The 23,038-nt window shown below is 72.9% G+C and carries 18 protein-coding genes and 1 pseudogene; 13 read left to right on the top strand and 6 right to left on the bottom strand.

Translation table 11 applies throughout. The features are described from left to right. The first annotated feature begins 7 nt into the window (after window positions 1-7). The 5 genes and pseudogenes from ACHFIV_RS01345 (at window position 8) to ACHFIV_RS01365 (ending at window position 6,114) form a co-directional block, all read left to right on the top strand. Entirely contained in the window at window positions 8-1,993 is a 1,986-nt protein-coding gene (locus ACHFIV_RS01345; RefSeq protein ID WP_398962221.1) for an acetyl/propionyl/methylcrotonyl-CoA carboxylase subunit alpha, read from the top strand. Next, the gene (locus ACHFIV_RS01350) at window positions 1,990-3,156 is read left to right on the top strand and encodes an acyl-CoA dehydrogenase family protein (RefSeq protein WP_398962224.1); all 1,167 of its coding nucleotides are present in this window, start codon (window positions 1,990-1,992) and stop codon (window positions 3,154-3,156) included. The genes ACHFIV_RS01345 and ACHFIV_RS01350 overlap by 4 nt, the downstream gene beginning before the upstream one ends. Window positions 3,157-3,238: 82 nt before the next feature. Then, window positions 3,239-4,817, top strand: a pseudogene (locus tag ACHFIV_RS01355) (4-coumarate--CoA ligase family protein). Continuing rightward, a complete protein-coding gene (locus tag ACHFIV_RS01360) occupies window positions 4,814-5,548 on the top strand; it encodes an enoyl-CoA hydratase family protein (protein WP_398962227.1) in 735 nt (244 codons plus the stop codon). Before ACHFIV_RS01355 ends, ACHFIV_RS01360 begins: the two are co-directional and overlap by 4 nt. Continuing rightward, window positions 5,536-6,114 (top strand): TetR/AcrR family transcriptional regulator, encoded by a 579-nt coding sequence (locus ACHFIV_RS01365; RefSeq protein ID WP_398962230.1) that lies wholly within the window; start codon window positions 5,536-5,538, stop codon window positions 6,112-6,114. Before ACHFIV_RS01360 ends, ACHFIV_RS01365 begins: the two co-directional genes overlap by 13 nt. Window positions 6,115-6,230: 116 nt before the next feature. Here ACHFIV_RS01365 and ACHFIV_RS01370 read toward each other — a convergent pair whose 3' ends face one another. Beyond that, a complete protein-coding gene (locus tag ACHFIV_RS01370) occupies window positions 6,231-7,340 on the bottom strand; it encodes a citrate synthase 2 (protein ID WP_398962233.1) in 1,110 nt (369 codons plus the stop codon). 256 nt (window positions 7,341-7,596) lie between these two features. Here ACHFIV_RS01370 and pdxH point away from each other — a divergent pair, with 256 nt between their 5' ends. Then, window positions 7,597-8,229 carry a pyridoxamine 5'-phosphate oxidase gene (gene pdxH / locus ACHFIV_RS01375; protein WP_398962235.1) on the top strand — a complete coding sequence of 211 codons (633 nt, stop codon included), beginning with the start codon at window positions 7,597-7,599 and terminating at the stop codon, window positions 8,227-8,229. Between the two features lie 435 nt (window positions 8,230-8,664). Next, the gene (locus ACHFIV_RS01380; protein ID WP_398962238.1) at window positions 8,665-10,050 is read left to right on the top strand and encodes a PAS domain-containing protein; all 1,386 of its coding nucleotides are present in this window, start codon (window positions 8,665-8,667) and stop codon (window positions 10,048-10,050) included. A gap of 80 nt (window positions 10,051-10,130) precedes the next feature. Here the strand turns inward: ACHFIV_RS01380 and ACHFIV_RS01385 are convergent, their stop codons facing one another. Continuing rightward, a complete protein-coding gene (locus ACHFIV_RS01385; RefSeq protein WP_398962240.1) occupies window positions 10,131-10,886 on the bottom strand; it encodes an SIS domain-containing protein in 756 nt (251 codons plus the stop codon). Window positions 10,887-11,096: 210 nt separating this feature from the next. Between ACHFIV_RS01385 and ACHFIV_RS01390 the strand changes: the two genes are divergently transcribed. Together ACHFIV_RS01390 and ACHFIV_RS01395 are read left to right on the top strand one after the other, a co-directional pair. Next, window positions 11,097-11,789 carry a metal-dependent transcriptional regulator gene (locus tag ACHFIV_RS01390; RefSeq protein WP_398962243.1) on the top strand — a complete coding sequence of 231 codons (693 nt, stop codon included), beginning with the start codon at window positions 11,097-11,099 and terminating at the stop codon, window positions 11,787-11,789. A 751-nt stretch (window positions 11,790-12,540) separates the two neighbouring features. Continuing rightward, window positions 12,541-13,434 carry an alpha/beta fold hydrolase gene (locus ACHFIV_RS01395; RefSeq protein WP_398962246.1) on the top strand — a complete coding sequence of 298 codons (894 nt, stop codon included), beginning with the start codon at window positions 12,541-12,543 and terminating at the stop codon, window positions 13,432-13,434. A gap of 137 nt (window positions 13,435-13,571) precedes the next feature. Here the strand turns inward: ACHFIV_RS01395 and ACHFIV_RS01400 are convergent, their stop codons facing one another. From ACHFIV_RS01400 to ACHFIV_RS01410, 3 genes are read right to left on the bottom strand one after another with little or no spacing between them, the layout of a single operon-like run. After that, the gene (locus ACHFIV_RS01400) at window positions 13,572-15,215 is read right to left on the bottom strand and encodes a transporter (protein WP_398962249.1); all 1,644 of its coding nucleotides are present in this window, start codon (window positions 15,213-15,215) and stop codon (window positions 13,572-13,574) included. Beyond that, window positions 15,212-16,036, bottom strand: coding sequence for an ABC transporter ATP-binding protein (locus ACHFIV_RS01405; protein ID WP_398962252.1), 825 nt, complete (start codon window positions 16,034-16,036; stop codon window positions 15,212-15,214). Before ACHFIV_RS01405 ends, ACHFIV_RS01400 begins: the two co-directional genes overlap by 4 nt. Before the next feature lie 38 nt (window positions 16,037-16,074). Further along, window positions 16,075-16,752, bottom strand: a complete 678-nt coding sequence (locus ACHFIV_RS01410) for a bifunctional DNA primase/polymerase (RefSeq protein WP_398962255.1) — start codon at window positions 16,750-16,752, stop codon at window positions 16,075-16,077. Between the two features lie 254 nt (window positions 16,753-17,006). Here ACHFIV_RS01410 and ACHFIV_RS01415 point away from each other — a divergent pair, with 254 nt between their 5' ends. Together ACHFIV_RS01415 and ACHFIV_RS01420 are read left to right on the top strand one after the other, a co-directional pair. After that, window positions 17,007-18,389, top strand: coding sequence for a transcriptional regulator (locus ACHFIV_RS01415; protein ID WP_398962257.1), 1,383 nt, complete (start codon window positions 17,007-17,009; stop codon window positions 18,387-18,389). Window positions 18,390-18,549: 160 nt separating this feature from the next. After that, complete coding sequence (locus ACHFIV_RS01420) at window positions 18,550-20,106, top strand: hypothetical protein (protein WP_398962259.1); 1,557 nt, start codon at window positions 18,550-18,552, stop codon at window positions 20,104-20,106. A 120-nt stretch (window positions 20,107-20,226) separates the two neighbouring features. Here the strand turns inward: ACHFIV_RS01420 and ACHFIV_RS01425 are convergent, their stop codons facing one another. Beyond that, on the bottom strand, window positions 20,227-21,486 hold the full coding sequence (locus ACHFIV_RS01425; RefSeq protein WP_398962261.1) for an ABC transporter substrate-binding protein: 1,260 nt from the start codon (window positions 21,484-21,486) through the stop codon (window positions 20,227-20,229). A 174-nt stretch (window positions 21,487-21,660) separates the two neighbouring features. On the opposite strand from ACHFIV_RS01425, the gene ACHFIV_RS01430 reads away from it, so the two are divergent. Together ACHFIV_RS01430 and purU are read left to right on the top strand one after the other, a co-directional pair. Continuing rightward, on the top strand, window positions 21,661-22,107 hold the full coding sequence (locus ACHFIV_RS01430; RefSeq protein WP_033297487.1) for an SCO4402 family protein: 447 nt from the start codon (window positions 21,661-21,663) through the stop codon (window positions 22,105-22,107). 28 nt (window positions 22,108-22,135) lie between these two features. Beyond that, entirely contained in the window at window positions 22,136-23,035 is a 900-nt protein-coding gene (purU, locus tag ACHFIV_RS01435) for a formyltetrahydrofolate deformylase (RefSeq protein WP_398962264.1), read from the top strand. Window positions 23,036-23,038: the final 3 nt, after the last annotated feature.

Here is a 23,038-nt window from a genome sequence, read left to right on the forward strand (position 1 = left end):
GCAACCGATGATCACCGCACTCCTCGTCGCGAACCGGGGCGAGATCGCCTGCCGGATCTTCCGCACCTGCCGCGAACTGGGCATCGCCACCGTCGCGGTGTACTCCGACGCGGACGCCGGCGCCCTGCACGTGAGGGAGGCCGACACCGCCGTACGCCTGCCCGGTGCCGCGCCGGCCGACACGTATCTGCGCGGCGACCTCGTCGTCGCCGCCGCGCTCGCGGCGGGCGCCGACGCCGTCCATCCGGGGTACGGCTTCCTCTCGGAGAACGCCGGGTTCGCCCGTGCCGTGCGGGACGCGGGCCTCGTATGGGTGGGGCCGCCGGTCGAGGCCGTCGAACTGATGGCGTCCAAGACCCGGGCCAAGGAGCTGATGGCCGCCGCCGGCGTACCGCTGCTCGCCCCGGTCGACCCCGGGAGCGCCACCGCCGCCGATCTGCCCCTCCTGCTGAAGGCGGCGGCGGGCGGCGGCGGGCGCGGGATGCGGATCGTACGGGAACTCGGGTCGCTCCCGGCGGAGTTGACCGCCGCCTCCGCCGAGGCCGCCGGTGCCTTCGGGGATGGGGAGGTCTTCGCCGAGCCGTACGTCGAACGAGGCCGGCACGTCGAGGTCCAGATCATGGCGGACGGACGGGGCGGGGTCTGGGCGCTCGGCACCCGGGACTGCTCCCTCCAGCGACGCCACCAGAAGGTCGTCGAGGAGGCCCCCGCACCGGGCCTCGACGACGGGCTCCGCCGGCGGCTGCGCGACGCGGCCGTGGCCGCGTCGCTGGCGGTGGGCTACCGGGGCGCGGGAACGGTCGAGTTCCTCGTATCGGCCGGAGGGAGCCCGTACTTCCTGGAGATGAACACCCGCCTCCAGGTGGAACACCCCGTCACCGAAGCGGTGTTCGGCATCGACCTCGTCGCCCTGCAACTGCGGATCGCGGAGGGCGGGGCCCTGCCCTCCACCGAGCCGCCGCAGCCCGTCGGACACGCCGTGGAGGCACGGCTGTACGCGGAGGACCCGGCACGTGACTGGCAGCCGCAGACCGGAGCACTGCTCACGCTGGAGCTGCCCGACGAACCCGGTATCCGCCTCGACACCGGATACACCGGCGGCGACACCGTCGGAGTCCACTACGACCCCATGATCGCCAAGGTCATCGCACACGCCCCCACCCGCACCGAAGCCGTCCGGCTCCTCGCCCGTGCCCTCGAACGCGCCCGCATCCACGGCCCGGTCACCAACCGCGAACTCCTCGTACGCTCCCTGCGCCACCCGGACTTCGTCGGGGGGCGCCTCGACACCGGCTTCTACGACCGGCACCTGGCCGCCCTGACCGCGACCGGGACTCCCGGCGAGGACGCCGCCCGCCGTCTCGCGGCCACCGCCGCCGCGCTCGCGTCGGCTGCGGGTGCGGCCGCCTCCGGGGGCGGAGCGGGCACCACCAGGTTCGGCGCGTGGCGCAACCTCCCCTCGCAGCCGCAGACCAGGCGCTACCGGGCCGAGCCCGACGGCAGCGAGCACGAGATCACCTACCGCACGGGCCGGGACGGCACTCCCGTCCCCTGCACCGGCGAGCGGGTACTCGCCGCAGGGCCCGGCGCGGTCACCCTCGAAACCGGCGGCGTGACCCGGCACCACAGGGTCACCGTCCACGGCACCCGGGTCCACGTGGACACGGCCGCCGGCGCGTACACCTTCACCGCCCTGCCCCGCTTCACGGACCCCGGAGACCGCACCGAACCCGGCTCCCTGCTCGCCCCCATGCCCGGCACCGTCGTCCGTCTCGCCGACGGACTCGCGCCCGGCGCCGCCGTCGAGGCGGGGCAGCCACTCATCTGGCTGGAGGCGATGAAGATGGAACACCGCGTCCTCGCCCCCGCCTCCGGCACCCTCACCGCGCTCCACGCCGCCCCCGGACTCCAGGTCGAGGTCGGCGCACTGCTCGCCGTCGTACAGGACTCACCCGCGGAAGCCCCCGCGCACCAGGAGGAGACGACCCGATGAGCACCGTCCTCGAAACCCCGGAGCACCAGGCCCTCCGCGCCGCCGTCGCCGGCCTCGGCAGGCGCTTCGGCCGCGCCTACAGCACCGGGCTCGCCCGCAAGGGCGAGCACCCCCGCGAGCTGTGGGAGGAGGCGGGCAAGCTCGGCTACCTCGGCGTGAACCTGCCCGAGGAGTACGGCGGCGGGGGCGGCGGCATGGCCGAGCTCTCCATCGTCCTGGAGGAGCTGGGAGCCGCCGGCAGCCCCCTCCTCATGCTGGTCGTGTCCCCGGCGATCTGCGGCACCGTCATCGCGCGCTTCGGCACCGAGGCCCAGAAACGGACCTGGCTCCCCGGCCTCTCCGACGGCTCCCTGACCATGTCGTTCGGCATCACCGAGCCCGACGCAGGCTCCAACTCCCACCGCATCACCACCACGGCACGCCGGGACGGCGAGGGGTGGATCCTCAGCGGCCGCAAGGTCTTCATCTCCGGCGTCGACATCTCCGACGCCACGCTCGTCGTCGGCCGCACCGAGGACGCACGCTCCGGCAGCCTCAAGCCCTGCCTCTTCATCGTCCCCCGCGACGCCCCGGGCTTCTCCCGCACGCAGATCGACATGGAACTCCAGGCGGCCGAGAAGCAGTTCGAGCTGGTCCTCGACGACGTACGGCTGCCCGCCGACGCGCTCGTCGGCGAGGACGCGGACACGGGCCTGCTCCAGCTCTTCGCCGGTCTGAACCCGGAGCGCGTCATGGGCGCCGCCTTCTCCATCGGCATGGGCCGCTACGCCCTCGAACGGGCCGTGGACTACGCGAGGACCCGCACCGTCTGGAAGGGCGCGCCCATCGGCGCCCACCAGGCCATCGCCCATCCGCTCGCCCAGGCGCACATCGAGCTCGAGCTCGCCCGGCTGATGATGCAGAAGGCCGCGAAGCTCTGCGACGACGGCGACGACACGGGCGCGGGCGAGGCCGCCAACATGGCCAAGTACGCCGCCGCCGAGGCCTGCGTCCGGGCCGTCGACCAGGCCGTCCACACCCTGGGCGGAAACGGCCTCACCCGTGAGTACGGGCTCGCCTCCCTGATCACGGCCGCGCGTGTCTCCCGCATCGCACCGGTCAGCCGGGAAATGATCCTCAACTACGTCTCCCACCAGACCCTCGGCCTCCCGAAGTCGTACTGACGCCTTCGGTCACGTTCCGGGTCTCCCCATCCGCCCCCGCAGGGGCGATTCTGGCTCTCCACCCGCGTCGAAGGGGACCGCCATGGTGTTCCACAGCGAGTACGCAGACGTCCAGCCCCTCGAAACACCCATCCACGAAGCCGTCCTCGGCCATGCCGCGGACTTCGGTGACACCCCCGCCCTGATCGACGGGACCGACGGGACGAGCGTCACGTACGCCCAGCTCGACACCTTCCACCGGCGCGTCGCCGCCCACCTCGCCGCGGCGGGCCTGCGCAAGGGCGACGTCCTCGCCCTGCACAGCCCCAACACGATCGCCTACCCGGCCGTCTTCTACGGGGCGACCCGGGCCGGCGCCACCGTCACCACGATCCACCCGCTCGCCACCGCCGAGGAGTTCGCCAAACAGCTCAAGGACTCCGAGGCCCGCTGGATCGTCACCGTGTCCCCGCTCCTCGACGTCGCCCGCCGGGCGGCCGGCCTCGCGGGAGGCATCCAGGAGATCTACGTGTGCGACCAGGCGGAGGGCCACACCTCCGTGCTCGACATGCTGGGCTCCACCGCCCCCGAACCCGAGATCGCCTTCGACCCGGCCGAGGACATCGCCGTCCTCCCGTACTCCTCCGGCACCACGGGCACCCCCAAGGGCGTCATGCTCACCCACCGCTCCATCGCCACCAACCTGGAGCAGCTGCGGCCCTTCGTCCCCCTCGGCGAGAGCGACCGCATCCTGGCGGTCCTCCCCTTCTTCCACATCTACGGGCTCACGGCCCTCATGAAGCGGGCCGCTGCGCTACGGGGCCACGGTCGTGGTCCTGCCCCGCTTCGACCTCGCCCAGTTCCTCGGTGCGATCCAGACGCACCGCATCACCGGCCTGTACGTCGCCCCGCCCATCGTCCTGGCCCTCGCCAAGCACCCGCTCGTGGGCGACTACGACCTCTCGTCGCTGGAATACGTCGTCAGCGCCGCCGCTCCCCTGGACGCCGGACTCGCCGCCGCCTGCTCCAACCGGCTCGGCGTCCCCGCCGTACGGCAGGCGTACGGGATGACGGAACTCTCGCCCGGGACCCATGTCGTGCCCCTCGACGTGGAGGACCCGCCGCCCGGCACCGTCGGGAAGCTCCTGCCCGGTACGGAGATGCGCATCGTCTCGCTCACCGACCCGGGCGTCGACGCCGGGGCCGGCGCCGACGGCGAGATCCTCATCCGCGGCCCCCAGGTGATGAAGGGCTACCTGGGCCGGCCCGACGCCACCGACGCCATGATCGACGCCGACGGGTGGCTGCACACCGGGGACGTCGGCCGGGTCGACGCGGACGGCTGGCTGTACGTCGTCGACCGGGTCAAGGAACTCATCAAGTACAAGGGCTACCAGGTCGCCCCCGCGGACCTGGAGGCACTCCTCCTCACCCACCCCTCGATCGCCGACGCCGCCGTCATCGGCGTCCACGACGCCGACGGCAACGAGGTCCCCAAGGCCTACCTGGTCCGGGCGTCCGGCGCCGGGGACCTCACGGCGGAGGACGTCATGGCCTACGTCGCCGAACGCGTCTCCCCGTACAGGAAGGTCAGACAGGCCGAGTTCATCGAGGCCGTCCCCCGCGCGGTCTCCGGCAAGATCCTGCGGCGTGAGCTGCGCGACCGGGAGAAGCCGCGATGACCCTGGCACCCCCGGTCCACGAGCGCGGGATCACCACCCTCACCCTCGACTCCCCGGCCAACCGCAACGCCCTGAGCGCACGGCTCGTCGGCGAGCTCACCGAGGCCCTCGACGCCTGCGCGGCCGACGACGCCGTGCGAGCCGTGCTCCTCACCCACACCGGCAACACGTTCTGCGCGGGCGCCGACCTCACCGCGCCGCCCGATCCGCACGACCTCGTCGCCCTCATGCGGCGCGTCGTCGCCCTGCCCAAACCCGTCGTCGCCCGGGTCACCGGGCACGTGCGGGCCGGCGGCCTCGGGCTCCTCGGGGCGTGCGACATCTCCGTCGCGGGACCCGAGTCCTCGTTCGCCCTCACCGAGTCCCGCCTGGGCCTCGCTCCCGCCGTGATCTCCCTGCCCCTGCTGCCCCGCCTCGACCCACGCGCGGCGGCCCGCTACTACCTCACCGGGGAACGCTTCGACGCGGCGGAAGCGGCGCGGATCGGCCTGGTGAGTGCCGCCGCCGACGATGCGGACAAGGCACTCGAACCAGTACTGGACGGACTGCGCAGAGCGTCACCGCAGGGGCTGGCCGCATCGAAGGAGCTGGTCACGGCTACTGTGCTGCGGAGTTTCGACAGCCACACCGAAGACCTCGTCGCCCGCTCCGCAGCGCTCTTCGCCACCGACGCGGCACGGGAGGGGATGACGGCCTTCCTGGAACGACGGGATCCCGCATGGGTGCTGTGACACCCCCGAAGCAGGACAGGAGCCGCGCCACCCGGCAGCGGCTCCTGGCATCGGCGGTCGCCTGCCTCGCCGAACACGGCTGGGCGGGCTCCACCGTCTCCGTCGTCGCCGAACACGCCGGGGTCTCGCGGGGCGCCGCCCAGCACCACTTCCCCACCCGGGAGGACCTTTTCACCGGCGCCGTCGAGTACGTCGCCGAGGAACGCTCCGCCGCCCTGCGCGCCCTGCCCGTCCAGGGGCGCGCCGAGGTCGTCGCCGCGCTCGTCGACCTGTACACCGGGCCGCTCTTCCGCGCCGCGCTCCAGCTCTGGGTCGCCGCCTCGAACGAGGCCCAGCTGAGGCCCCGCGTCACCGAGCTGGAGGCCCGTGTGGGCCGCGAGACCCACCGCATCGCCGTGGAGCTCCTGCGCGCCGACGAGACGCGGCCCGGGGTCCGCGAGACGGTCCAAGGCCTCCTCGACATGGCCCGGGGCCTGGGCCTCGCCAACCTGCTGACCGACGACACCGTCCGCCGGGACAGGGTCGTGGGGCAGTGGGCGGCGCTGCTGGACGACGTACTGGACTGACCGTCCCGCGCACCACCGAGGACTGAGGCGTCGTCCCCGCGCCGGTCCGGTGACCACCCGGGCGGGGGCAGCGCGCGCCGGGTGGCCGTGGGACCCCCCACGGCCACCCCCGCCGCTCAGTTCCCCAGGTCCGCGAGCTGGTCGTACCCCTCGATCGAACGGGGGTCGCGGGAACCCGGGCCGACGTACGTGGCCGAAGGGCGCACGAGGCGGCCGGTCCGCTTCTGCTCCAGGATGTGCGCCGACCAGCCCGCCGTGCGGGCGCAGCTGAACATCGACGTGAACATGTGCGCGGGGACCTCGGCGAAGTCCAGCACGATCGCCGCCCAGAACTCGACGTTCGTCGCCAGGACGCGGTCCGGACGGCGGGCGTGGAGCTCCTCCAGGGCCGCCTTCTCCAGGGCCTCCGCCACCTCGTAACGCGGCGCGGCCAGCTCGCGGGCCGTGCGGCGCAGCACGCGGGCGCGGGGGTCCTCGGCGCGGTAGACGCGGTGGCCGAAGCCCATGAGGCGCTCACCTTTGTCGAGCGCCTGCTTCACGTACGCCCTGGCGTCACCCGTCCGCTCGATCTCCTCGATCATGCCGAGCACCCGGGACGGCGCCCCGCCGTGCAGCGGGCCGGACATCGCGCCCACCGCCCCGGACAGCGCCGCCGAGACGTCCGCCCCGGTCGACGCGATGACACGGGCGGTGAACGTCGAGGCGTTCATCCCGTGCTCGGCGGCCGACGTCCAGTAGGCGTCGACGGCCTTGACGTGCTTCGGGTCCGGCTCACCGCGCCAGCGGATCATGAAGCGCTCGACCACGGACCCGGCCTTGTCGATCTCGCTCTGCGGGACCATCGGCAGCCCCTGGCCCCGCGCCGACTGGGCCACGTACGAGAGGGCCATCACGGCGGCCCGGGCCAGGTCGTTGCGCGCCGTCTCCTCGTCGATGTCGAGCAGCGGCTTAAGGCCCCACACCGGTGCCAGCATGGCGAGCGCGGACTGCACGTCGACGCGGATGTCACCGCTGTGCACGGGGATCGGGAACGGCTCGGCGGGCGGCAGGCCCGGGTTGAACGCCCCGTCCACCAGCAGACCCCAGACGTTGCCGAACGACACATGGCCGACGAGGTCCTCGATGTCGACGCCGCGGTAACGGAGCGAGCCGCCTTCCTTGTCGGGCTCGGCGATCTCCGTCTCGAACGCGACGACTCCTTCAAGTCCGGGTACGAAGTCGGACATCGGGCGGCTCCCTCGACTCGGCGGCTGTACGACGGCCACGAAGGCCTGTCCACGAATACTGGCGGGTTACCACGACGTGGGGAAGGGTGACGTCCGGCACAGCCTCCCGGCCCGCGGACCGCGGTCACGCCCCTCCCGCGGGGAGACCGGCCCGCTGCGGCAGGATGGCCCCGTGCCCACAGCAGATGCCACTCCGTCTTCCGCTTCCGCCTCCTCTCGCACCCCGTCATCCGATTGCACCACCGATCCGGCCGCGATGCGCGAGCAGTACCGCTCCGAGGACTTCACCGAGAAGGACCTCGCCGCAGACCCCATGGACCAGTTCGCGCACTGGTTCCGCCAGGTGGCCGGGGGCGGCGCGCTCCACGAGCCGAACGCGATGGTGGTCTCCACCGCCGACTCCCGGGGCCGGCCCTCGTCGAGGACGGTGCTGCTGAAGCACTACGACGAGCGCGGCTTCGTGTTCTTCACCAACTACGGGTCCCGCAAGGGCCGCGAACTGACGGCCAACCCGTACGTCTCGCTGCTCTTCCCCTGGCACCCGCTCGCCCGACAGGTCATCGTCAGCGGCACCGCCGCACGTGTCGGGCGCGAGGAGACGGTCGCCTACTTCCGCACCCGCCCCCACGGCTCCCAGCTCGGGGCCTGGGCGAGCGACCAGTCGACGGTGGTCGGCTCCCGCGAGGAGCTCACCGCCCGTTACGAAGAGCTCGCCGCCCGTTACCCGGAGGGCGAGAAGGTCCCCGCGCCGCCGCAGTGGGGCGGTTTCCGCGTCGTGCCGGAGGCGATCGAGTTCTGGCAGGGCCGGGAGAACCGGCTGCACGACAGGCTGCGGTACGTTCGGGAGAGCCCGGACGCCGCCTGGCGGGTGGAGCGGCTCTGCCCGTGACCCTTGTCGGCCCGCCTCCCCGCCGGACGGTGCGGGAGGCGGGCCGGCTCCGCGCGTCCGGGCCGGGACACGCAGAAACCCGCAGGCTCTGGTCCCCCCTCGCGGAGGAGCCGGCCGGACTTACCGGCGAGCCTGCGGGTCGGTGACTGCTTGGGTTTCGGCAGACAGCCTGCCGAGGTGCACTTGGTGCGACGACGGGCTGTCAGCCCGCAGCCACCTCACGAATCCGATAAGACTGCACTTTTCGGATCACCTCCTTTCAACGTGTACCCACAGCCTAGGAACCGCCCCGTGGCCGCACAAGTGAATTAACGGGACCCGGGTGGACGCCGGATTTCCTGGAAGTGGCTGTGTGGTGGCTCACGTTCGAGTTCAATGGTCTGACGTGCGGCAATGCGGAACGCGAAGCGGAACACGCCCTGCGGGAGGTACGGAGTGAGTGCTTCCAGGAGCACCGGCACCACCGACGCGCTCGGTCCCGACGAGGACCCCGAGCGGGAGCCGTCGCCGGCGGTCCCGGGGTCCCAGCTGCTCGCCGCGCTGCTCGACGGGATGGACGCCGCGCTGTGCGCGTTCGACGCGTACGGCACCATCACCCACTGGAACCGTGAGGCCGAGAGGATCCTCGGCTGGAGCGCCTCCGAGGCCGTGGGGCGGCGCGGCTTCGCGGGCTGGGCCGTGCGCAGCGCGGACGCGGGGGACGTGCGGGGACGGCTGATGGCCGCCATGGACGCACCGGGCCGGCAGGTCCACGAGTTCGCGCTGCTGCGCAAGGACGGCGGGCGCGTTCTCGTGCGGACCCAGTCGTCGGGGGTGCGTGGCGAGGACGGGAAGCCCGCCGGGGTGTACTGCGCGTTCAGCGAGGTGCACGCGCAGATCGACCTGGAGCGGTCCATCGCGCTCAGCGAGGCCCTGTTCGAGGACGCGTCGTGGGGGGTGGTCGCGGTCGACGTCGACCTGCGCCCGACCGTGGTCAACGCCTACGCGGCCCGGGCGCTGGGCGGCGGGCGCACCGCGCTGCTGGGCCGCCCGCTGGGGGAGCTGATCGTGCAGGGCGTCGAGGACCTGGAGGGCGCCCTGCAGCACGTCCTCGCCGAGGGCGCGCCGTCCGCCCCCGCCGAGCTGTGGGTGACCCTGCGGACCGCCGAGGGGGACCGGCGGCGCTGCTGGCGCAGCGGATTCCTCCGGCTGACCTCGCCGCTTGCGGAAGAACCGGTTCCGCTCGGGGTCGGCTGGCTGTTCCGGGACGTCACCGCGGCGAAGCTCGCGGAGCAGGACGCGGACCGGGTGCGTTTCCGCGCGAACCAGCTGCACCGGGCGGCCCGCCAGGCGGCGGAGTGCGAGGACCCGATGGAGGCGGCGACCACGTCGCTGGACTACGCCCTCGCGGGATTCGCCGACCACGTGGTCGTCGACCTGCTGGCGGACCTCGCGGCGGGGGAGCGGCTCGTGCGGGCCGCTGCCACGCCGTCCGACGCGCCTGGGCCCTGCCTGCCGGTCTCCGGCGGCCCGCTCCCGGTGCGGTACGCGCCGGGACACCCTGCCCTCCGGGCTCTGGAACGCACGGGTACGGTCCGTGCCGCCGCGCCGGCCGGTGCGGACAAGGCGTGGGCGGTGGAGCACCAGTGGCCGGGCGACGCGGTGCACGCCCTGTGCGCGGTGCTGCGGAGCCGGGGGCGGACGCTGGGTGTGGTGACCTTCCTGCGGGCGGCGAACCGCCGGGCGTTCGAGCGCCCGGACGTGATGTACGCGGAGAGTGTGGCGGTCCGCGTCGCCTCGGCGGTCGACCTGGCCCGTCTGACGGCCGGGCCCGGCGCCTGAGCCCGGTCCGCCCCCCCTTCCCGCCCGTCCCCGCGTCGGCCTCCGCCCCGGCGGGAGGCGCGGTCCGGGGCCGGGGGAGGTCAGTGCCGGTAGAAGATGCGGTCGCCGTACTCGCTCATCACGCGCCCGTTCCACTCGTGCCCGCCGTCGACGTTGCCCGAGCGCAGCAGCGGCGGTTCGATCCCCCGGGCGACGAGCTCCTCCGCCGCGGCGGCCATCATGGCCTGCATCAGCGCACTGGTGACGACCGTCGACGCGGGCGCGAACGGCGCGTCGACACCCTCCGTCCGCAGCTCCGCGTCCCCGATCGCGATCTTGCTGTCCAGGACGATGTCGCAGTGGTCCCGGAGGGACCCGCCCGACGCGTGCCTCGACCTGGTGCCCTTGGTGTACGCGACCGAGGTGACCCCGACGACCGTCAGTCCCAGCGCCCGCGCGTTCTGAGCCATCTCCACGGGCAGGGCGTTGCGACCGGACAGGGAGATGATGACGAGGAGGTCCCCGGCACGGGCCGGGCCGGCGTCGAGCACGGCACTCGCGAGACCGTCCACCCGTTCCAGCGCGGAGCCGAGCGTGGCCGGCATGACGTCGACACCGAGGGTGCCGGGCACGGCGAGCAGGTTCATCAGGGCGAGACCGCCCGCCCGGTAGACGACGTCCTGCGCGGCGAGCGAGGAGTGCCCGGCGCCGAAGGCGAAGAGCCGGCCGCCCGCGGCGACGGTGTCGGCGATCGCGGCCCCCGCGGCGGCGATCGCCCCGGACTCCTCGTCGCGCACCCGCTCCAGCAGGCCGATCGCTGCGTCGAAGAACTGACCGGCGAGCTTGCTGTCGCTCATCGAGGAGGCCTTTCCTGCGGGGGTCGGGGCCCCGAGGGAGGTCCCGTGTCGCGGATCACGTTGCGGTCTGGACCAGTGGGCTGTCAATAGCGCCAGGGCCCGGCTGCCAGCACTGACTTGAGACGGCGGGGCACGGTTGTCGGCGCCATGCGTCAGAATTGGTGCAGGGCCATCGCACGACGACTTCTGTCACAGCATCGAGGGGCACGTATGTCCGGACTGATCGACACCACGGAGATGTATCTCCGCACCATCCTCGAGCTCGAAGAGGAAGGCGTGGTCCCCATGCGCGCCCGCATCGCCGAACGGCTGGACCAGAGTGGTCCGACGGTCAGCCAGACGGTGGCGCGCATGGAGCGGGACGGGCTGGTCCAGGTCGCGGGTGACCGCCATCTGGAGCTGACCGAGGAGGGGCGGCGCCTGGCGACCCGGGTGATGCGCAAGCACCGGCTCGCCGAGTGTCTGCTCGTCGACGTCATCGGCCTGGAGTGGGAGCAGGTCCACGCGGAGGCGTGCCGCTGGGAGCACGTGATGAGCGAGGCCGTGGAGCGCCGGGTACTGGAGCTGCTGCGGCACCCGACGGAGTCCCCGTACGGCAATCCCATCCCCGGCCTGGAGGAGCTGGGCGAGACGGCCGAGGCCGACCCGTTCCTGGACGAGGGCATGGTGAGCCTGTCCGACCTCGACCCGGGCACCGAGGGCAAGACCGTGGTGGTGCGCCGCATCGGTGAGCCGATCCAGACGGACGCCCAGCTGATGTACACGCTGCGGCGTGCCGGCGTGCAGCCCGGTTCCGTCGTCAGCGTGACCGAGTCGGCCGGCGGGGTGCTGGTCGGCTCCAGCGGTGAGGCGGCCGAGCTCAACGCCGAGGTCGCCTCGCACGTGTTCGTCGCGAAGCGCTGAGCTGGGCCTTCACGGGCGCTGACGCCCGTGTGCATGTGCGGCATCCGGTGCGGATGCACGTGCAGATCTGAGCCGGTTGGCCCGCTTTCTGTTTTCCGCCCGGAATCGCAGCGCCCGGGCGAAACGCGTGCCAGGCTGTGGCCAGGCATATGACCTGAGGGCGCCGGCAGATCGTGCCGGGCGGTCGGGGAGGGAGCAGGGAATGCGCCCGTCGCACTGGCACGCGCACCGTGTGGTGACTGCCCGGCGTTCCGGCGTCCGTCCGCCGGCGGGCGCCCTCGCGGCCCCGAGGGGCACCCGGATCACCCCGCCGCCCCACCGGGCCGTCCCGGCGTCCCGCCGTCCCGCTCCGGTGTCCCTTCGGCCGGCCCCGAGTGGCCACCTGGCTGCTCCCGTCGGTTTCCGGCACGCCTCGGCGGTGGCCGGCCGGGCGGTTCTCGCGGCCGGTCGCCGGCGCGGGCCCGCTTCTTCCCGGACATGGGACGGCCCCGGCGCCCGAAGGTGCCGGGGCCGGTCCTCCCCTTCGCTGACCTGGAGCCCCGAGCTCCCGAGGTCAGTCCCCGCGGACCCCTGTCCCCGAGTGGTCCGCTTCCCGGAGAAGGTCTCCCCTGAGGGGCCGTCATCAATCCTGAACCGCTGTCACTCGAACGTGGGAAGTTGCGAGCCCGAAGCGAGTTTTCGAATAAGAGTTCGATAGTCTGGTGCGCACGGACGCACGGTGATCGAGGACCAGAAGGGGGTGCCATTACCTATGGTGCGGCGCATCGATGTGACCGGGTCGGAGGGCGTACGCCTCGCGGCCTGGGAGTTCGCGCATCCGCCCGGAGGGCGCCCGGAGGGCGGGCACGCCCCCGGGATCTTAATGCTGCACGGCCTGATGGGACGGGCCGCGCACTGGGCCCCCACCGCCCGCTGGCTCTCCGAACGCCACCGCCCTGTTGGCCTCGACCAGCGGGGCCACGGGCGCAGCGACAAGCCGGCCGACGGGCCCTACACCCGCGACGCCTACGTCGCGGACGCCGAGGCCGCGATCGAACAGCTCGACCTCGGCCCCGTCACCCTCATCGGCCACTCGATGGGCGCGCTCACCGCGTGGCAGCTGGCGGCGAAGCGCCCCGATCTCGTCAAGGCGCTGATCATCTGCGACATGCGGGCCTCCGCGCTCGGGGCGGCCTCGCAGCGCGAGTGGGAGGACTGGTTCAAGACCTGGCCCCTTCCCTTCGCCACCCTCGCGGAGGTGCGGAAGTGGTTCGGGGAGGACGATCCCTGGGTCGAGCGGCCGAATCCCTCCCGCGGTGAGTTCTTCGCGGAGGTGATGGCCGAGAGCGCGGACGGCTGGCGGCCCGTCTTCTCCCAGGAGCAGATGCTGACGTCCCGGGCCACCTGGGTCCACGACGCCCACTGGGAGGAGCTGGCCCAGGTGCGCTGCCCCACCCTGGTCCTGCGCGGGATCGACGGGGAGCTGGGCAGGGCCGAAGCCCAGGAGATGGTCCGCGTCCTGCCGCGCGGGCAGTACGCCGAGGTGGAGGACGCCGGCCATCTCGTCCACTACGCCCGGCCGGAGGGCTGGCGCAGGGCGGTGGAGCCCTTCCTGGAGCAGCTCGCCGAGGGGTCCCGGGGTGACCGGGAGCCCGTCAGCCCCTGACCGGCTCCCGCCGGCCGGTGCCGCGCCTCCCGGCCGCCCGCCCCGTACGCCCGCGCAGCCGCGAGCGGCCGGGGTGCGGAGCCGCACGCGCTCGCACGCCCCGGCGGCTCCTCGGCCCTGTGCCCCGGAGCGGTTCCTCAGCCCTTGCTGACCGCGGCCAGGATCTCCGGCAGCCGGTCCGCCGTGCGCGGCGCCGCCAGCCGTACGCCCAGCCACCCGATGAACGCCCCGTACACCGCACCCACCGGCAGCAGCAGCCACAACTGGTCCTGACGGTCCGCCACGTGCAGCCAGACCGTCAGCCCGATCACGGGCGCGCTCAGCACCGCGGACGCCACCATGCCGCCGAGGATGGAGATCCAGGCGAGGCCGGCCTGCCCCGGTACGACGTTCTTGAACGCCCCGTCCTGCGGGATCGAGTACGGGAACATCGCCGAGGCCAGGGCGCCCGTCGCCAGCATCGCCCCGAGCAGGGCGAACGACAGACCCATGACTCCCGGCAGCGCCGCCCAGTCCCCGAGCACCGCCGCGGTCACCACCGTGACCAGGACCGTGTACGGCAGGGTGATCAGCAGCAGGGCCAGCGCGCGCGCCCGCAGTTCGAGATAGGCGTCACGGGTCGAGGAGACCGACAACGCCACCATCCAGAAGGCGGAGGTGTCCTGCCCGAACTGGTTGTACATCTGCATGCCGAGCATTCCGGCCGCGAAGCACGCGAAGTAGACCGACCCGGACCCCTGCACGGCGTTCAGCACCGGCACGATCAGGCCGATGGCCAGCGCGGTCACCCAGGACGCCTTGGTCTTCGGGTCCCGCACGACGTACCGCAGACTCCGCCGCATCACCGTGCCCGTGCGCCCCTCGGGAAGCAGCGAGAAGAGGCCGGAGCGGTCCGCGCCCGAGCGGCCGGCCGACGGTTCGGCCGCGGCGATCGTGGAACCGTCCGGCGACGTCATCAGCTTCGTCAGGCTCCGCTGCCACAGCCACAACAGTCCGCCCAGCGCGAGCACCGAGACGAGCAGCTGGACGAGCGCCGCCCCGTACGCCCCCTCGGAGGCGGACCCGACCGCACCGAGCGCCGAGGCCGGCGGCAGCCAGCGCACCACGTCCGCGACCGGTTCGAGCGACGACAGCCCGCCCGCCCGTCCGAGGCGCTGCGCACCGAAGTTGACGAACTGGATGCCCACCGCGATCACCAGTCCGCTGAGCACCGCGAGGTCGCGGCCCTTGCGCGAGGTCAGCAGCCGGATGTTCGCCGTGGCGACGGACCGCGCCAGCGCCACGCACACGAGCAGGGTCAGCGGCACGGCGACCACCCCGAACAGCACCGCGGCCACGCCGTGCGCCACCGCGAGCACCGAACCGAACGCCAGGGCCGCCGTGAAGAGCGGGCCGATACCGATCAGCGAGGCCACCAGCAGGGCCCCGATCAGCGGGCGGGGCCGCAGCGGCAGCATCACCAGCCGGCTCGGGTCGAGGGTCTCGTCGCCGCTCGGGAAGAACAGCGGCATCACCGCCCAGCCCACCGCCACCACCGCGGCCAGCAGCACCACCAGCGTGCCCGCCTGCGCGTGGCCGCGCAGGGCGATCAGGCCGGCCACCTGGCCCGCCGTGAGCAGCACGGTGACCACCAGCGAGGCGACGTAGGCCGCCCGCCGCCCTGACGACTGACGCAGTCCGTTGCGCAGCAGCGTCAGCTTGAGGCGCACGAAGACGGGGGTGAGGCCCTGACCCGGGACGGCCGGGACGGCGGAACCCGCGGGGGCGTCCAGCACCGTCATCGGGCACCGCCCAGCCAGTCCAGGGACTCCCCGGTGTCCCGGGTGCCCGCGCCGACCAGTTCGAGGAAGGCGGCCTGAAGGGAGGCCGCCTCGCCGCGCACCTCGGTCAGCGTGCCCTGGGCGCGGATCCGGCCCGCCGCCATGACGGCCACCCAGTCGCAGAGGGACTCGACGAGCTCCATCACATGGCTGGAGAAGACCACGGTCGCGCCGGAGCGGGTGTACCGCTCCAGCACCCCGCGGATGGTCTGCGCCGACACCGGGTCGACGCCCTCGAACGGTTCGTCGAGGAAGAGGACCTCAGGGTTGTGGAGCAGCGCCGCCGCGAGCCCTATCTTCTTGCGCATCCCGGTCGAGTAGTCCACGACCAGCTTGTGCTGGGCCCCCGCGAGATCCAGGACGTCGAGCAGCTGGGTGGCCCGCTTGTCCACCTCGGCACCGGGGAGGCCGCGCAACCGGCCCGTGTAGCCGAGGAGTTCGCGTCCCGACAGGCGCTCGAAGAGCCGCAGCCCCTCAGGGAGCACCCCGATCCGGGACTTCACCTCGACCGGGTCCCGCCACACGTCGTGGCCCGCGACCTCGATCCGGCCCATGTCAGGCCTGAGCAGACCGGTCACCATCGAGAGGGTGGTGGTCTTGCCCGCGCCGTTGGGACCCACCAGTCCGACGAACTTGCCGGCCGGCAGCTCCAGATCGATCCCGGCTACCGCCACCTGCTCGCCGAACCGCTTCCACAGTCCCTCCACCCGTACAGCGGGCGGAGGCGTCGGAGCCCCACCCGCCGTCCCCGTTACGCCCGCACTGTCCGCCTGGTCCGGCATCGCACTGCCCTTCGAAGTCCCCGTATGTGGGGACCACCCTACGAAAGGCGTGCGCGCGCGTCGGCGGCCTCCCGCGCGCAGGCGTAGGCGAGCGGGCCGATCAGCTCGTCGGCGTCGGGCAGCCACAGGTTGGTCCGGGAGGGCCGGCGGGCCCACTGCACGGCCCCGCGCCCGGCCAGCCGGGTGGGCGGTCCGGCCACGTAGTCGCCCTCACCGCGCCCCACCAGGCCGATCGCAGCGGCTTCCCAGCCCAGTCGTCGCACGAGCCCCGGCGCCTTGGCCGCGGCGCCCGGCAGGACGAAGAACAGCATCCGGCGGTCCGGGGTGCGGGTCACCGGGCCGAGCGTGAGGCCCATCCGTTCCATCCTGGCCGACGCCAGGAAACCGGCGGACTCCGGCACGTCGAGTGCGTCGAAGGTCCGGCCGGCCGGCATGAGCACCGAGGACCCGGGCTGTCCCGACCACATGCGGCGGGCGGCGGCGGCGCTGCCCGTCGCCTGGCCCGCCCAGTCCGCCCGGGTCGGATGCGCTCCGGGGGCGGCGCAGCCGGCGTCGCCGCACGAGCAGCGCTCCGCCCCGCCGACGGTCTCCAGCCAGGTGCCCGGGAACACGTCCCAGTGGCGTTCCTGGGCGTACCAGGCGGCGGCCTCGAGCAGGTGTGCACCTCGCTGCCGGGGGACCTGTGCGGCTTCCGTCACTCCGATGGGCTCTTCCACGCCCCCTCAACTCCCGTCGTCACCTGGGGTTACGGGTGTCCGTGCGGCCTTCGCGACGGATCGATCCTGCACACGGGGCGCACGGATGCATGGACGGGGGCGCTCGGGAGGACCTCCACCCGTGTGCGGGTAACCAGTTGCAGGACTGTGCCGACGCGCCACCGCTCGTACCCGATACAGATGAATATGCGCATTTTCCGTGCCCTGCCGGGCAGTTATGCCTTCACCGAACCACTGCGGTCCCAGGGGGAAATATGGCAGCCAGGCCTCTCGTCGCCCGCCAGCCGAACGAACGGCTGCAGACGCTCATCCAGGAGGCGGCGTGTTCCAACGCCGGTCTCGCCCGCCGGGTCAACATGGTCGGCGCGGAGCGGGGGCTTGACCTCCGCTACGACAAGACCTCGGTGGCCCGCTGGCTGCGCGGACAGCAACCACGCGGCAGGGCGCCGGGGATCATCGCCGAGGCGATCGGTCGCAAGCTCGGCCGTACGGTCACGATCGACGAGATCGGCATGGCCAACGGCAAGAGCCTGGCCTCCGGAGTCGGTCTCCAGTTCGCCCCCACCGTGCTCGGTGCCATCGAGCAGGCCTGTGAGCTGTGGCGCAGCGACGTGGGCCGCCGTGACCTGCTCTCCGGATCGTCGGTGGCCGCCTCGGCGCTCGTCGAGCCCAGTCGTGACTGGCTGATCTCGGGCGCGGACCCGCAGGTGGCGCGGACCGCCGGGAGCCGGGTCGGCATGCCGGACGTGGCGGCGGTGCGGGCGATGACGGCAGCGCTCGTCGACCTGGACCACCGCTTCGGCAGCGGACACGTGCGGCCCGTTCTGGTCCACTACCTCAACAGCGTGGTCTCCGGGCTCCTTTCGGGCTCCTACCGTGAATCGGTCGGCCGCGAGCTCTTCGGCGCCGTCGCCCGGCTCACCGAACTCGCCGGTTACATGGCCGTGGACACCGGGCAGCCCGGGCTGGCCCAGCGGTACTACATCCAGGCACTGCGCCTGGCCCAGGCCGCGGGGGACCGTGCGTACGGGGGCTATGTGCTGGCCGCGTCGATGAGCCACCTCGCGGCGCAGCTGGGCAATCCGCGCGAGATCGCCCAGCTGGCACGGGCCGCGCAGGAAGGCGCGAGGGGCCGGGTGACCCCGCGCGCCGAGGCCATGTTCCACGCGGCGGAGGCGCGGGGCCACGCCCTGATGGGTGACGCGCGCACCTGCCAGGTCTCGGCGGGCCGGGCGCTGGCCGCCCTGGAGCAGGCCGACCCGGAGAAGGGCGACGACCCCGCCTGGATCACCCACTTCGACGCGGGGTACCTCGCCGACGAACTGGCGCACTGCCACCGGGACCTGGGGCAGGCCGAGCCGGCCGCCCGCCGGGCGAAGGAAGCCCTGGCGGCGCTCCCCGAGTCCAGGACCCGGCGCCGGGGCATCGGGCTGGTGCTGCTGGCCACGGCGCAGGTGCAGCAGCGTGAGGTGGAGCAGGCCTGCCACACGGGGCTGCGGGCGATGGACCTGCTGGGGACGGTGCGCTCCAGCAGGGGCGCCGAATATCTCGACGACCTCCAGCAGCGGTTCGAGCCGTACGCGGACGAGCCCGCCGTGCGGGAGTTCGGAGCGAGACTGGAGCTCCAGGCCGCCTGACCGGTGCGTTCGGCGGGCCGGCCGTGAACAGCGCCGTGGGCGGCCCTGGCCTCACCCCCCGTGTGAAGGGGTGGTGAGTCCTTCCGGGCACTTGGCGCCGGGCTCCGGGCACCCGGTAGCGTGAGCCGACGATTCCGTAGGTTTACACGTAGGAGTCCCGGTGACGCAGAGCGGACAGGGTGACGAGCGGCAGCTTCCTGCTGTACGGCCCGCGCACGAAGGTGTCGTGCTGCCCGCGGAGGGTGGAGCCCCTTGGCACGCGGGGGGCCCGGGGGGCGGGCAGCCGGACCAGGCCGTCCCCGCCGGCGGGCAGCCGTGGGGCCGGCCCTGGGGGTCGGAGGCCCCGCACCAGGACGGCCCGCCACCGGGGCAGCTGCCACCGGAGCAGCACCAGCAGGGTGCGTACCAGCAGGGGCAGTACCCGCCCCCGCAGCAGCAGGGGCAGTACCCGCCTCAGCAGGGGCAGGGGCAGTACCCGCCTCAGCAGGGGCAGGGGCAGTACCCGCCCCCGCAGCAGCAGTACGCGCCGCCCCCGGGCCCGCAGCAGGGGCAGTACCCGCCTCCCCAGCAGCAGTACGCGCCGCCGCAGGACCCGTACCAGCAGCAGCCGTACGCCCAGCCGCTGCCTCCCGAGGCCGCTTCCCCCGGCCAGGGAGCGGGGCCGGGCGGGGACGCGGACGCGACGCAGTACATCGCGCCCGTCACCGGCGGCGGGTTTCCCGGCGGGCTGCCGCCCGAACGCCCGGCGGAGTCCACCCAGTACCTGGGCCGGTCCGCCGCACCCGGACAGCCCTCCGACGCCGACGCGACCCAGTTCATACCCCCGGTGCCCGGTGGCGCCCCGTACGGGATACGGCCGGGAGCCCCCGGTGACCGGCAGCCCCCCGCGGAGTTCGACAGCCTCTTCCGCAGCGAGGAGCCGGCGGGCGCCACGCAGCAGATGCCCCGCCTCGCCGGGCCGCAGCAGCCCCACCACGGCGCGCAGGGCGCCCAGCCGCAGCCGCGGGGCGCGCAGGCCCACCAGCCGCCGGGCACCCGGGACGGTTACGCGGGGCAGGAGCCGCACCAGGACCACGACGCGCCCCGCAAGCGGTCCGCGGCCATCCCGCTCATCGCGGCCGTCGTCATCGGCTGCGCCGTCATCGGGCTCGGCGCCGGCGCACTGATGAGCGGGGGCGACGACAGCCCCTCGGACGACAAGCAGCCGGTGGCCTCGCACAGTTCACCGTCCGGCGACGCTCCCACGCAGGCGGCCGACCCGGCGAAGCCGCAGGCCGAGGCGCTCGACAAGCTGCTCGCGGACAGCAACGACAGCCGCTCGGCGGTGATCAGCGCGGTGGAGAAGATCAAGGGCTGCCGGGCGCTCGACCAGGCGGCCACCGATCTGACGGGCGCCGCCGCCCAGCGCCGGGGCCTGGTGACCCGGCTGGAGGCGCTGAGCGTCGACCAGCTCCCCGCCAGCTCCGAGCTGAAGGACTCCCTGACCAAGGCGTGGCAGGCGTCGGCCGAGGCCGACGACCACTACGCCACGTGGGCCCAGCAGGCCAAGAACGACAAGAAGGTCTGCAAGGGCGGCAAGGCCCGCTCGACCGACGCGACCATCAAGGCCGGCGCGTCGAGCAGCGACGCCACCGTCCAGAAGCGCAAGGCCTCGGGGCTGTGGAACAGCATCGCCCGGAAGTACGGACTGACCGAGCGCGCCCCCACGCAGCTCTGAAGCGGTTGCCCGCGTCTCCCCGCGCGCACCGGGGAGACGGAGGACGGCCGGGGGCCGTGGCCGGCTCCCGTTGGCGCGGGAGGGTGCCGACCGCCCCGCGACAGGGCCGTCCGCGTGGGATCAGCGGGCGTTCACCAGGGTCTGTGTGACGTCGACGAAACCCTTCTTGTCCGCGGTGAGACGTCCGTCCCGGACCACCTGGAACGTCACCCGCCCGTTGACGATGCGCCCGTAGGCGGCCGTGCCGACCAGGTCCTGGAAGCGCCACCGCAGGACCGGGGTGAGACCGCCGGTGTCCACCTCGGTACCGCGGTTGAGGCTGACGGAGATCCCGCCCGCCGTGATGTCCGGGCGGTCCATCGCCTCGATGACCGCCTTCAGCGCGGTGTACGCGATCCAGGTCGTCTGCACGCCCGTGTCCGCCGGGTCGATCCGGTCGTCCCCGAAGGCGTACGTGCGGATCACCTCGCGCATCTCGTTCCAGCGGGCGTCGCCGGACTCCGGGTACCAGCCGGTGACGAGAGCACCCTCGAAGGGGCTGTCCGGTCCGCCCGTACGGTCGATCAGCCCCTGTCCGACGCTCCCGAGCACGGACGAGATCCGCACCCGGCTGTCTGCGGGTTCCAGCCGGCGGAAGGAGTCGAAGAACGTCTCCGTGCCCTTGCCGAGCACCGCGGTCACACAGCCGTCGCCCGCCTCGTCGAGGGCCTTGGCGGCCTCGGCGTCGTACGACGTGGCCTCCTCGGTGGCGCTGATGTCGTAGGACGCGGGGCGGTCCCTCCTGCTGAGGCTCGCGTCGAGGAGCCCGGGCATGGAGTCGCCGACAAGCGTGTCGGGGCGGACGAGCGACACCTGCTCGCAACTGGCGGCGAGCTGCTCGCCGTTGCCCGCGACGAGCGCCGGCTGGCCACCGTTGACCGGGTAGGAGAGATAGCTGGTGAACTCGTCGGATGAGGCACCGTACCCGCCGATGTACGGGATCCCGGCGGCCTCCAGCGGAGCGAGGAAGGCCCGTCCGTGCCTGCTGTACGAACCGACGACGGCTGCCACGTTCTCGTCGGCCGCCCGCCGTGCGCACGTCGAGGCCCCGGCCGCGTCGTCCTGCTCGTTGCAGGTGAGCACCCGCAGCTCGTGGCCGTCGATCCCGCCCTTCTCGTTGATCCAGCGGGCGTAGGTCCTGGCCATGGCCGGCATGCCCGCCATGTTCACCGCGTCGGCTCCCGTGGTGTCGGGAGCCCAGGTCATCACGGTGACGGGCTCCCTGGAGCCCCCCGAGGCTCCAGGGAGGACACCGCAGCCGGATATGAGCAGCGCCCCGGCCGCCGCCGATGTGAGGAGCTTGTAGGGGCGGGGGGAGATGAGGCGTCGCCATCCGGTCATGGTCATGAACTTTTGCGGCTCACGTGTAACGCCCCGGTGTGCCGTGGTCAACGCAGGGTGACGCGCAGGTGAATAACGGGGGCCCGCGCACGGGCGGCCGGAGGGAACGTACGATCGGCAACCGTGCAGCAAGGTTCGGAGAACACTTCCCGTCGCGGCCGTCGCTCCTCCACCATGGGCGGCATGCCGCTCAACGACATGCCGTGGTGGCGCTGGCGCAGCAACGTGCGCTCGGCGCTGCACATGCTCTCCGACCCCGTCTTCCACCACGAGTGCTGGCTGGCCGGCCGGGAAGGGTACGGCGACGTCACCGACGCCGTGTACCGCCTGGTCGAGGACACCTGGCTGGACAACTGGTCCGCCGAGAAGTACGTGGGGACGATCTTCCGCGACTCCGCCGAGGCCGCCCTGGTCGACGTCGCAGCCCTGCGGGTGCTGCGCATCATGCACCAGATAGGTGCCGACGCCCCCGTGTCCGCCTATCTGGAGCACCCGGGCTGGCAGGAAGCGGTCGTGGCCGCCCGCGAGGCCCATGTGATGCTCGCCACCAACGACGCGGAGGACCCCGACACCCCGCCGCGCTCCCTGGACGTGCTCCGCATCATGACCAGATCCGCGTGACCGGCGGGCGGTGTGGCACCCTACGGGAATGACCGCGCCGCAGCCCGCCGAATCCGTACCCGCTGCCTCGGACACCACCGCCGAGCAGTACGTCCTCACGCTTTCCTGCCCCGACAAGCAGGGCATCGTGCACGCCGTGTCGAGCTATCTCTTCATGACCGGCTGCAACATCGAGGACAGCCAGCAGTTCGGCGACCACGACACCGGTCTTTTCTTCATGCGCGTCCACTTCTCGGCGGACGCCACCGTCACCGTGGACAAGCTGCGCGCCAGCTTCGCCGCGATCGGGGACGCCTTCCGGATGGACTGGCAGATCCACCGGGTGAGCGACCGGATGCGCGTCGTGCTGATGGTCAGCAAGTTCGGGCACTGCCTCAACGACCTGCTGTTCCGCTCCCGCACCGGCGCCCTGCCGGTCGAGATCGCGGCGGTCGTCTCCAACCACACGGATTTCGCGGAGCTCGTCGCCTCGTACGGCGTCCCGTTCCGGCACATCCCCGTGAACAGGGAGAACAAGCCGGAGGCCGAGGCGCGGCTGCTCGAGCTCGTCCGGGGGGAGAACGTGGAACTCGTCGTCCTGGCCCGCTACATGCAGGTGCTCTCGGACGATCTCTGCAAGCAGCTGAACGGCCGGATCATCAACATCCACCACTCCTTCCTGCCGAGCTTCAAGGGTGCGAAGCCCTACCACCAGGCGCACGCGCGCGGTGTGAAGCTGATCGGAGCCACGGCGCACTACGTGACCGCCGACCTCGACGAGGGGCCGATCATCGAGCAGGAGGTCGAGCGCGTGGGCCACGGTGTCACGCCGGACCAGCTCGTCGCCGTCGGCCGCGACGTCGAGTGCCGGGCGCTGGCCCGTGCCGTCAAGTGGCACGCCGAACGGCGCATCCTGCTCAACGGCCGCCGTACGGTCGTCTTCCCGTGAGGG

This window comes from Streptomyces sp. ALB3, from assembly GCF_044385685.1.
Taxonomy (GTDB): domain Bacteria; phylum Actinomycetota; class Actinomycetes; order Streptomycetales; family Streptomycetaceae; genus Streptomyces.

Excerpts from the sequence above, each read along its gene's own strand:
- ACHFIV_RS01415 (WP_398962257.1), top strand. The coding sequence starts at position 17,007 with ATGGCAGCCAGGCCTCTCGTCGCCCGCCAGCCGAACGAACGGCTGCAG.
- ACHFIV_RS01405 (WP_398962252.1), bottom strand. The coding sequence starts at position 16,036 with ATGCCGGACCAGGCGGACAGTGCGGGCGTAACGGGGACGGCGGGTGGG.
- ACHFIV_RS01385 (WP_398962240.1), bottom strand. The coding sequence starts at position 10,886 with ATGAGCGACAGCAAGCTCGCCGGTCAGTTCTTCGACGCAGCGATCGGC.
- ACHFIV_RS01430 (WP_033297487.1), top strand. The coding sequence starts at position 21,661 with ATGGGCGGCATGCCGCTCAACGACATGCCGTGGTGGCGCTGGCGCAGC.
- ACHFIV_RS01425 (WP_398962261.1), bottom strand. The coding sequence starts at position 21,486 with ATGACCGGATGGCGACGCCTCATCTCCCCCCGCCCCTACAAGCTCCTC.
- ACHFIV_RS01400 (WP_398962249.1), bottom strand. The coding sequence starts at position 15,215 with ATGACGGTGCTGGACGCCCCCGCGGGTTCCGCCGTCCCGGCCGTCCCG.
- ACHFIV_RS01395 (WP_398962246.1), top strand. The coding sequence starts at position 12,541 with ATGGTGCGGCGCATCGATGTGACCGGGTCGGAGGGCGTACGCCTCGCG.
- ACHFIV_RS01350 (WP_398962224.1), top strand. The coding sequence starts at position 1,990 with ATGAGCACCGTCCTCGAAACCCCGGAGCACCAGGCCCTCCGCGCCGCC.
- ACHFIV_RS01360 (WP_398962227.1), top strand. The coding sequence starts at position 4,814 with ATGACCCTGGCACCCCCGGTCCACGAGCGCGGGATCACCACCCTCACC.
- ACHFIV_RS01390 (WP_398962243.1), top strand. The coding sequence starts at position 11,097 with ATGTCCGGACTGATCGACACCACGGAGATGTATCTCCGCACCATCCTC.
- ACHFIV_RS01365 (WP_398962230.1), top strand. The coding sequence starts at position 5,536 with ATGGGTGCTGTGACACCCCCGAAGCAGGACAGGAGCCGCGCCACCCGG.
- pdxH (WP_398962235.1), top strand. The coding sequence starts at position 7,597 with ATGCGCGAGCAGTACCGCTCCGAGGACTTCACCGAGAAGGACCTCGCC.
- ACHFIV_RS01370 (WP_398962233.1), bottom strand. The coding sequence starts at position 7,340 with ATGTCCGACTTCGTACCCGGACTTGAAGGAGTCGTCGCGTTCGAGACG.
- purU (WP_398962264.1), top strand. The coding sequence starts at position 22,136 with ATGACCGCGCCGCAGCCCGCCGAATCCGTACCCGCTGCCTCGGACACC.
- ACHFIV_RS01345 (WP_398962221.1), top strand. The coding sequence starts at position 8 with ATGATCACCGCACTCCTCGTCGCGAACCGGGGCGAGATCGCCTGCCGG.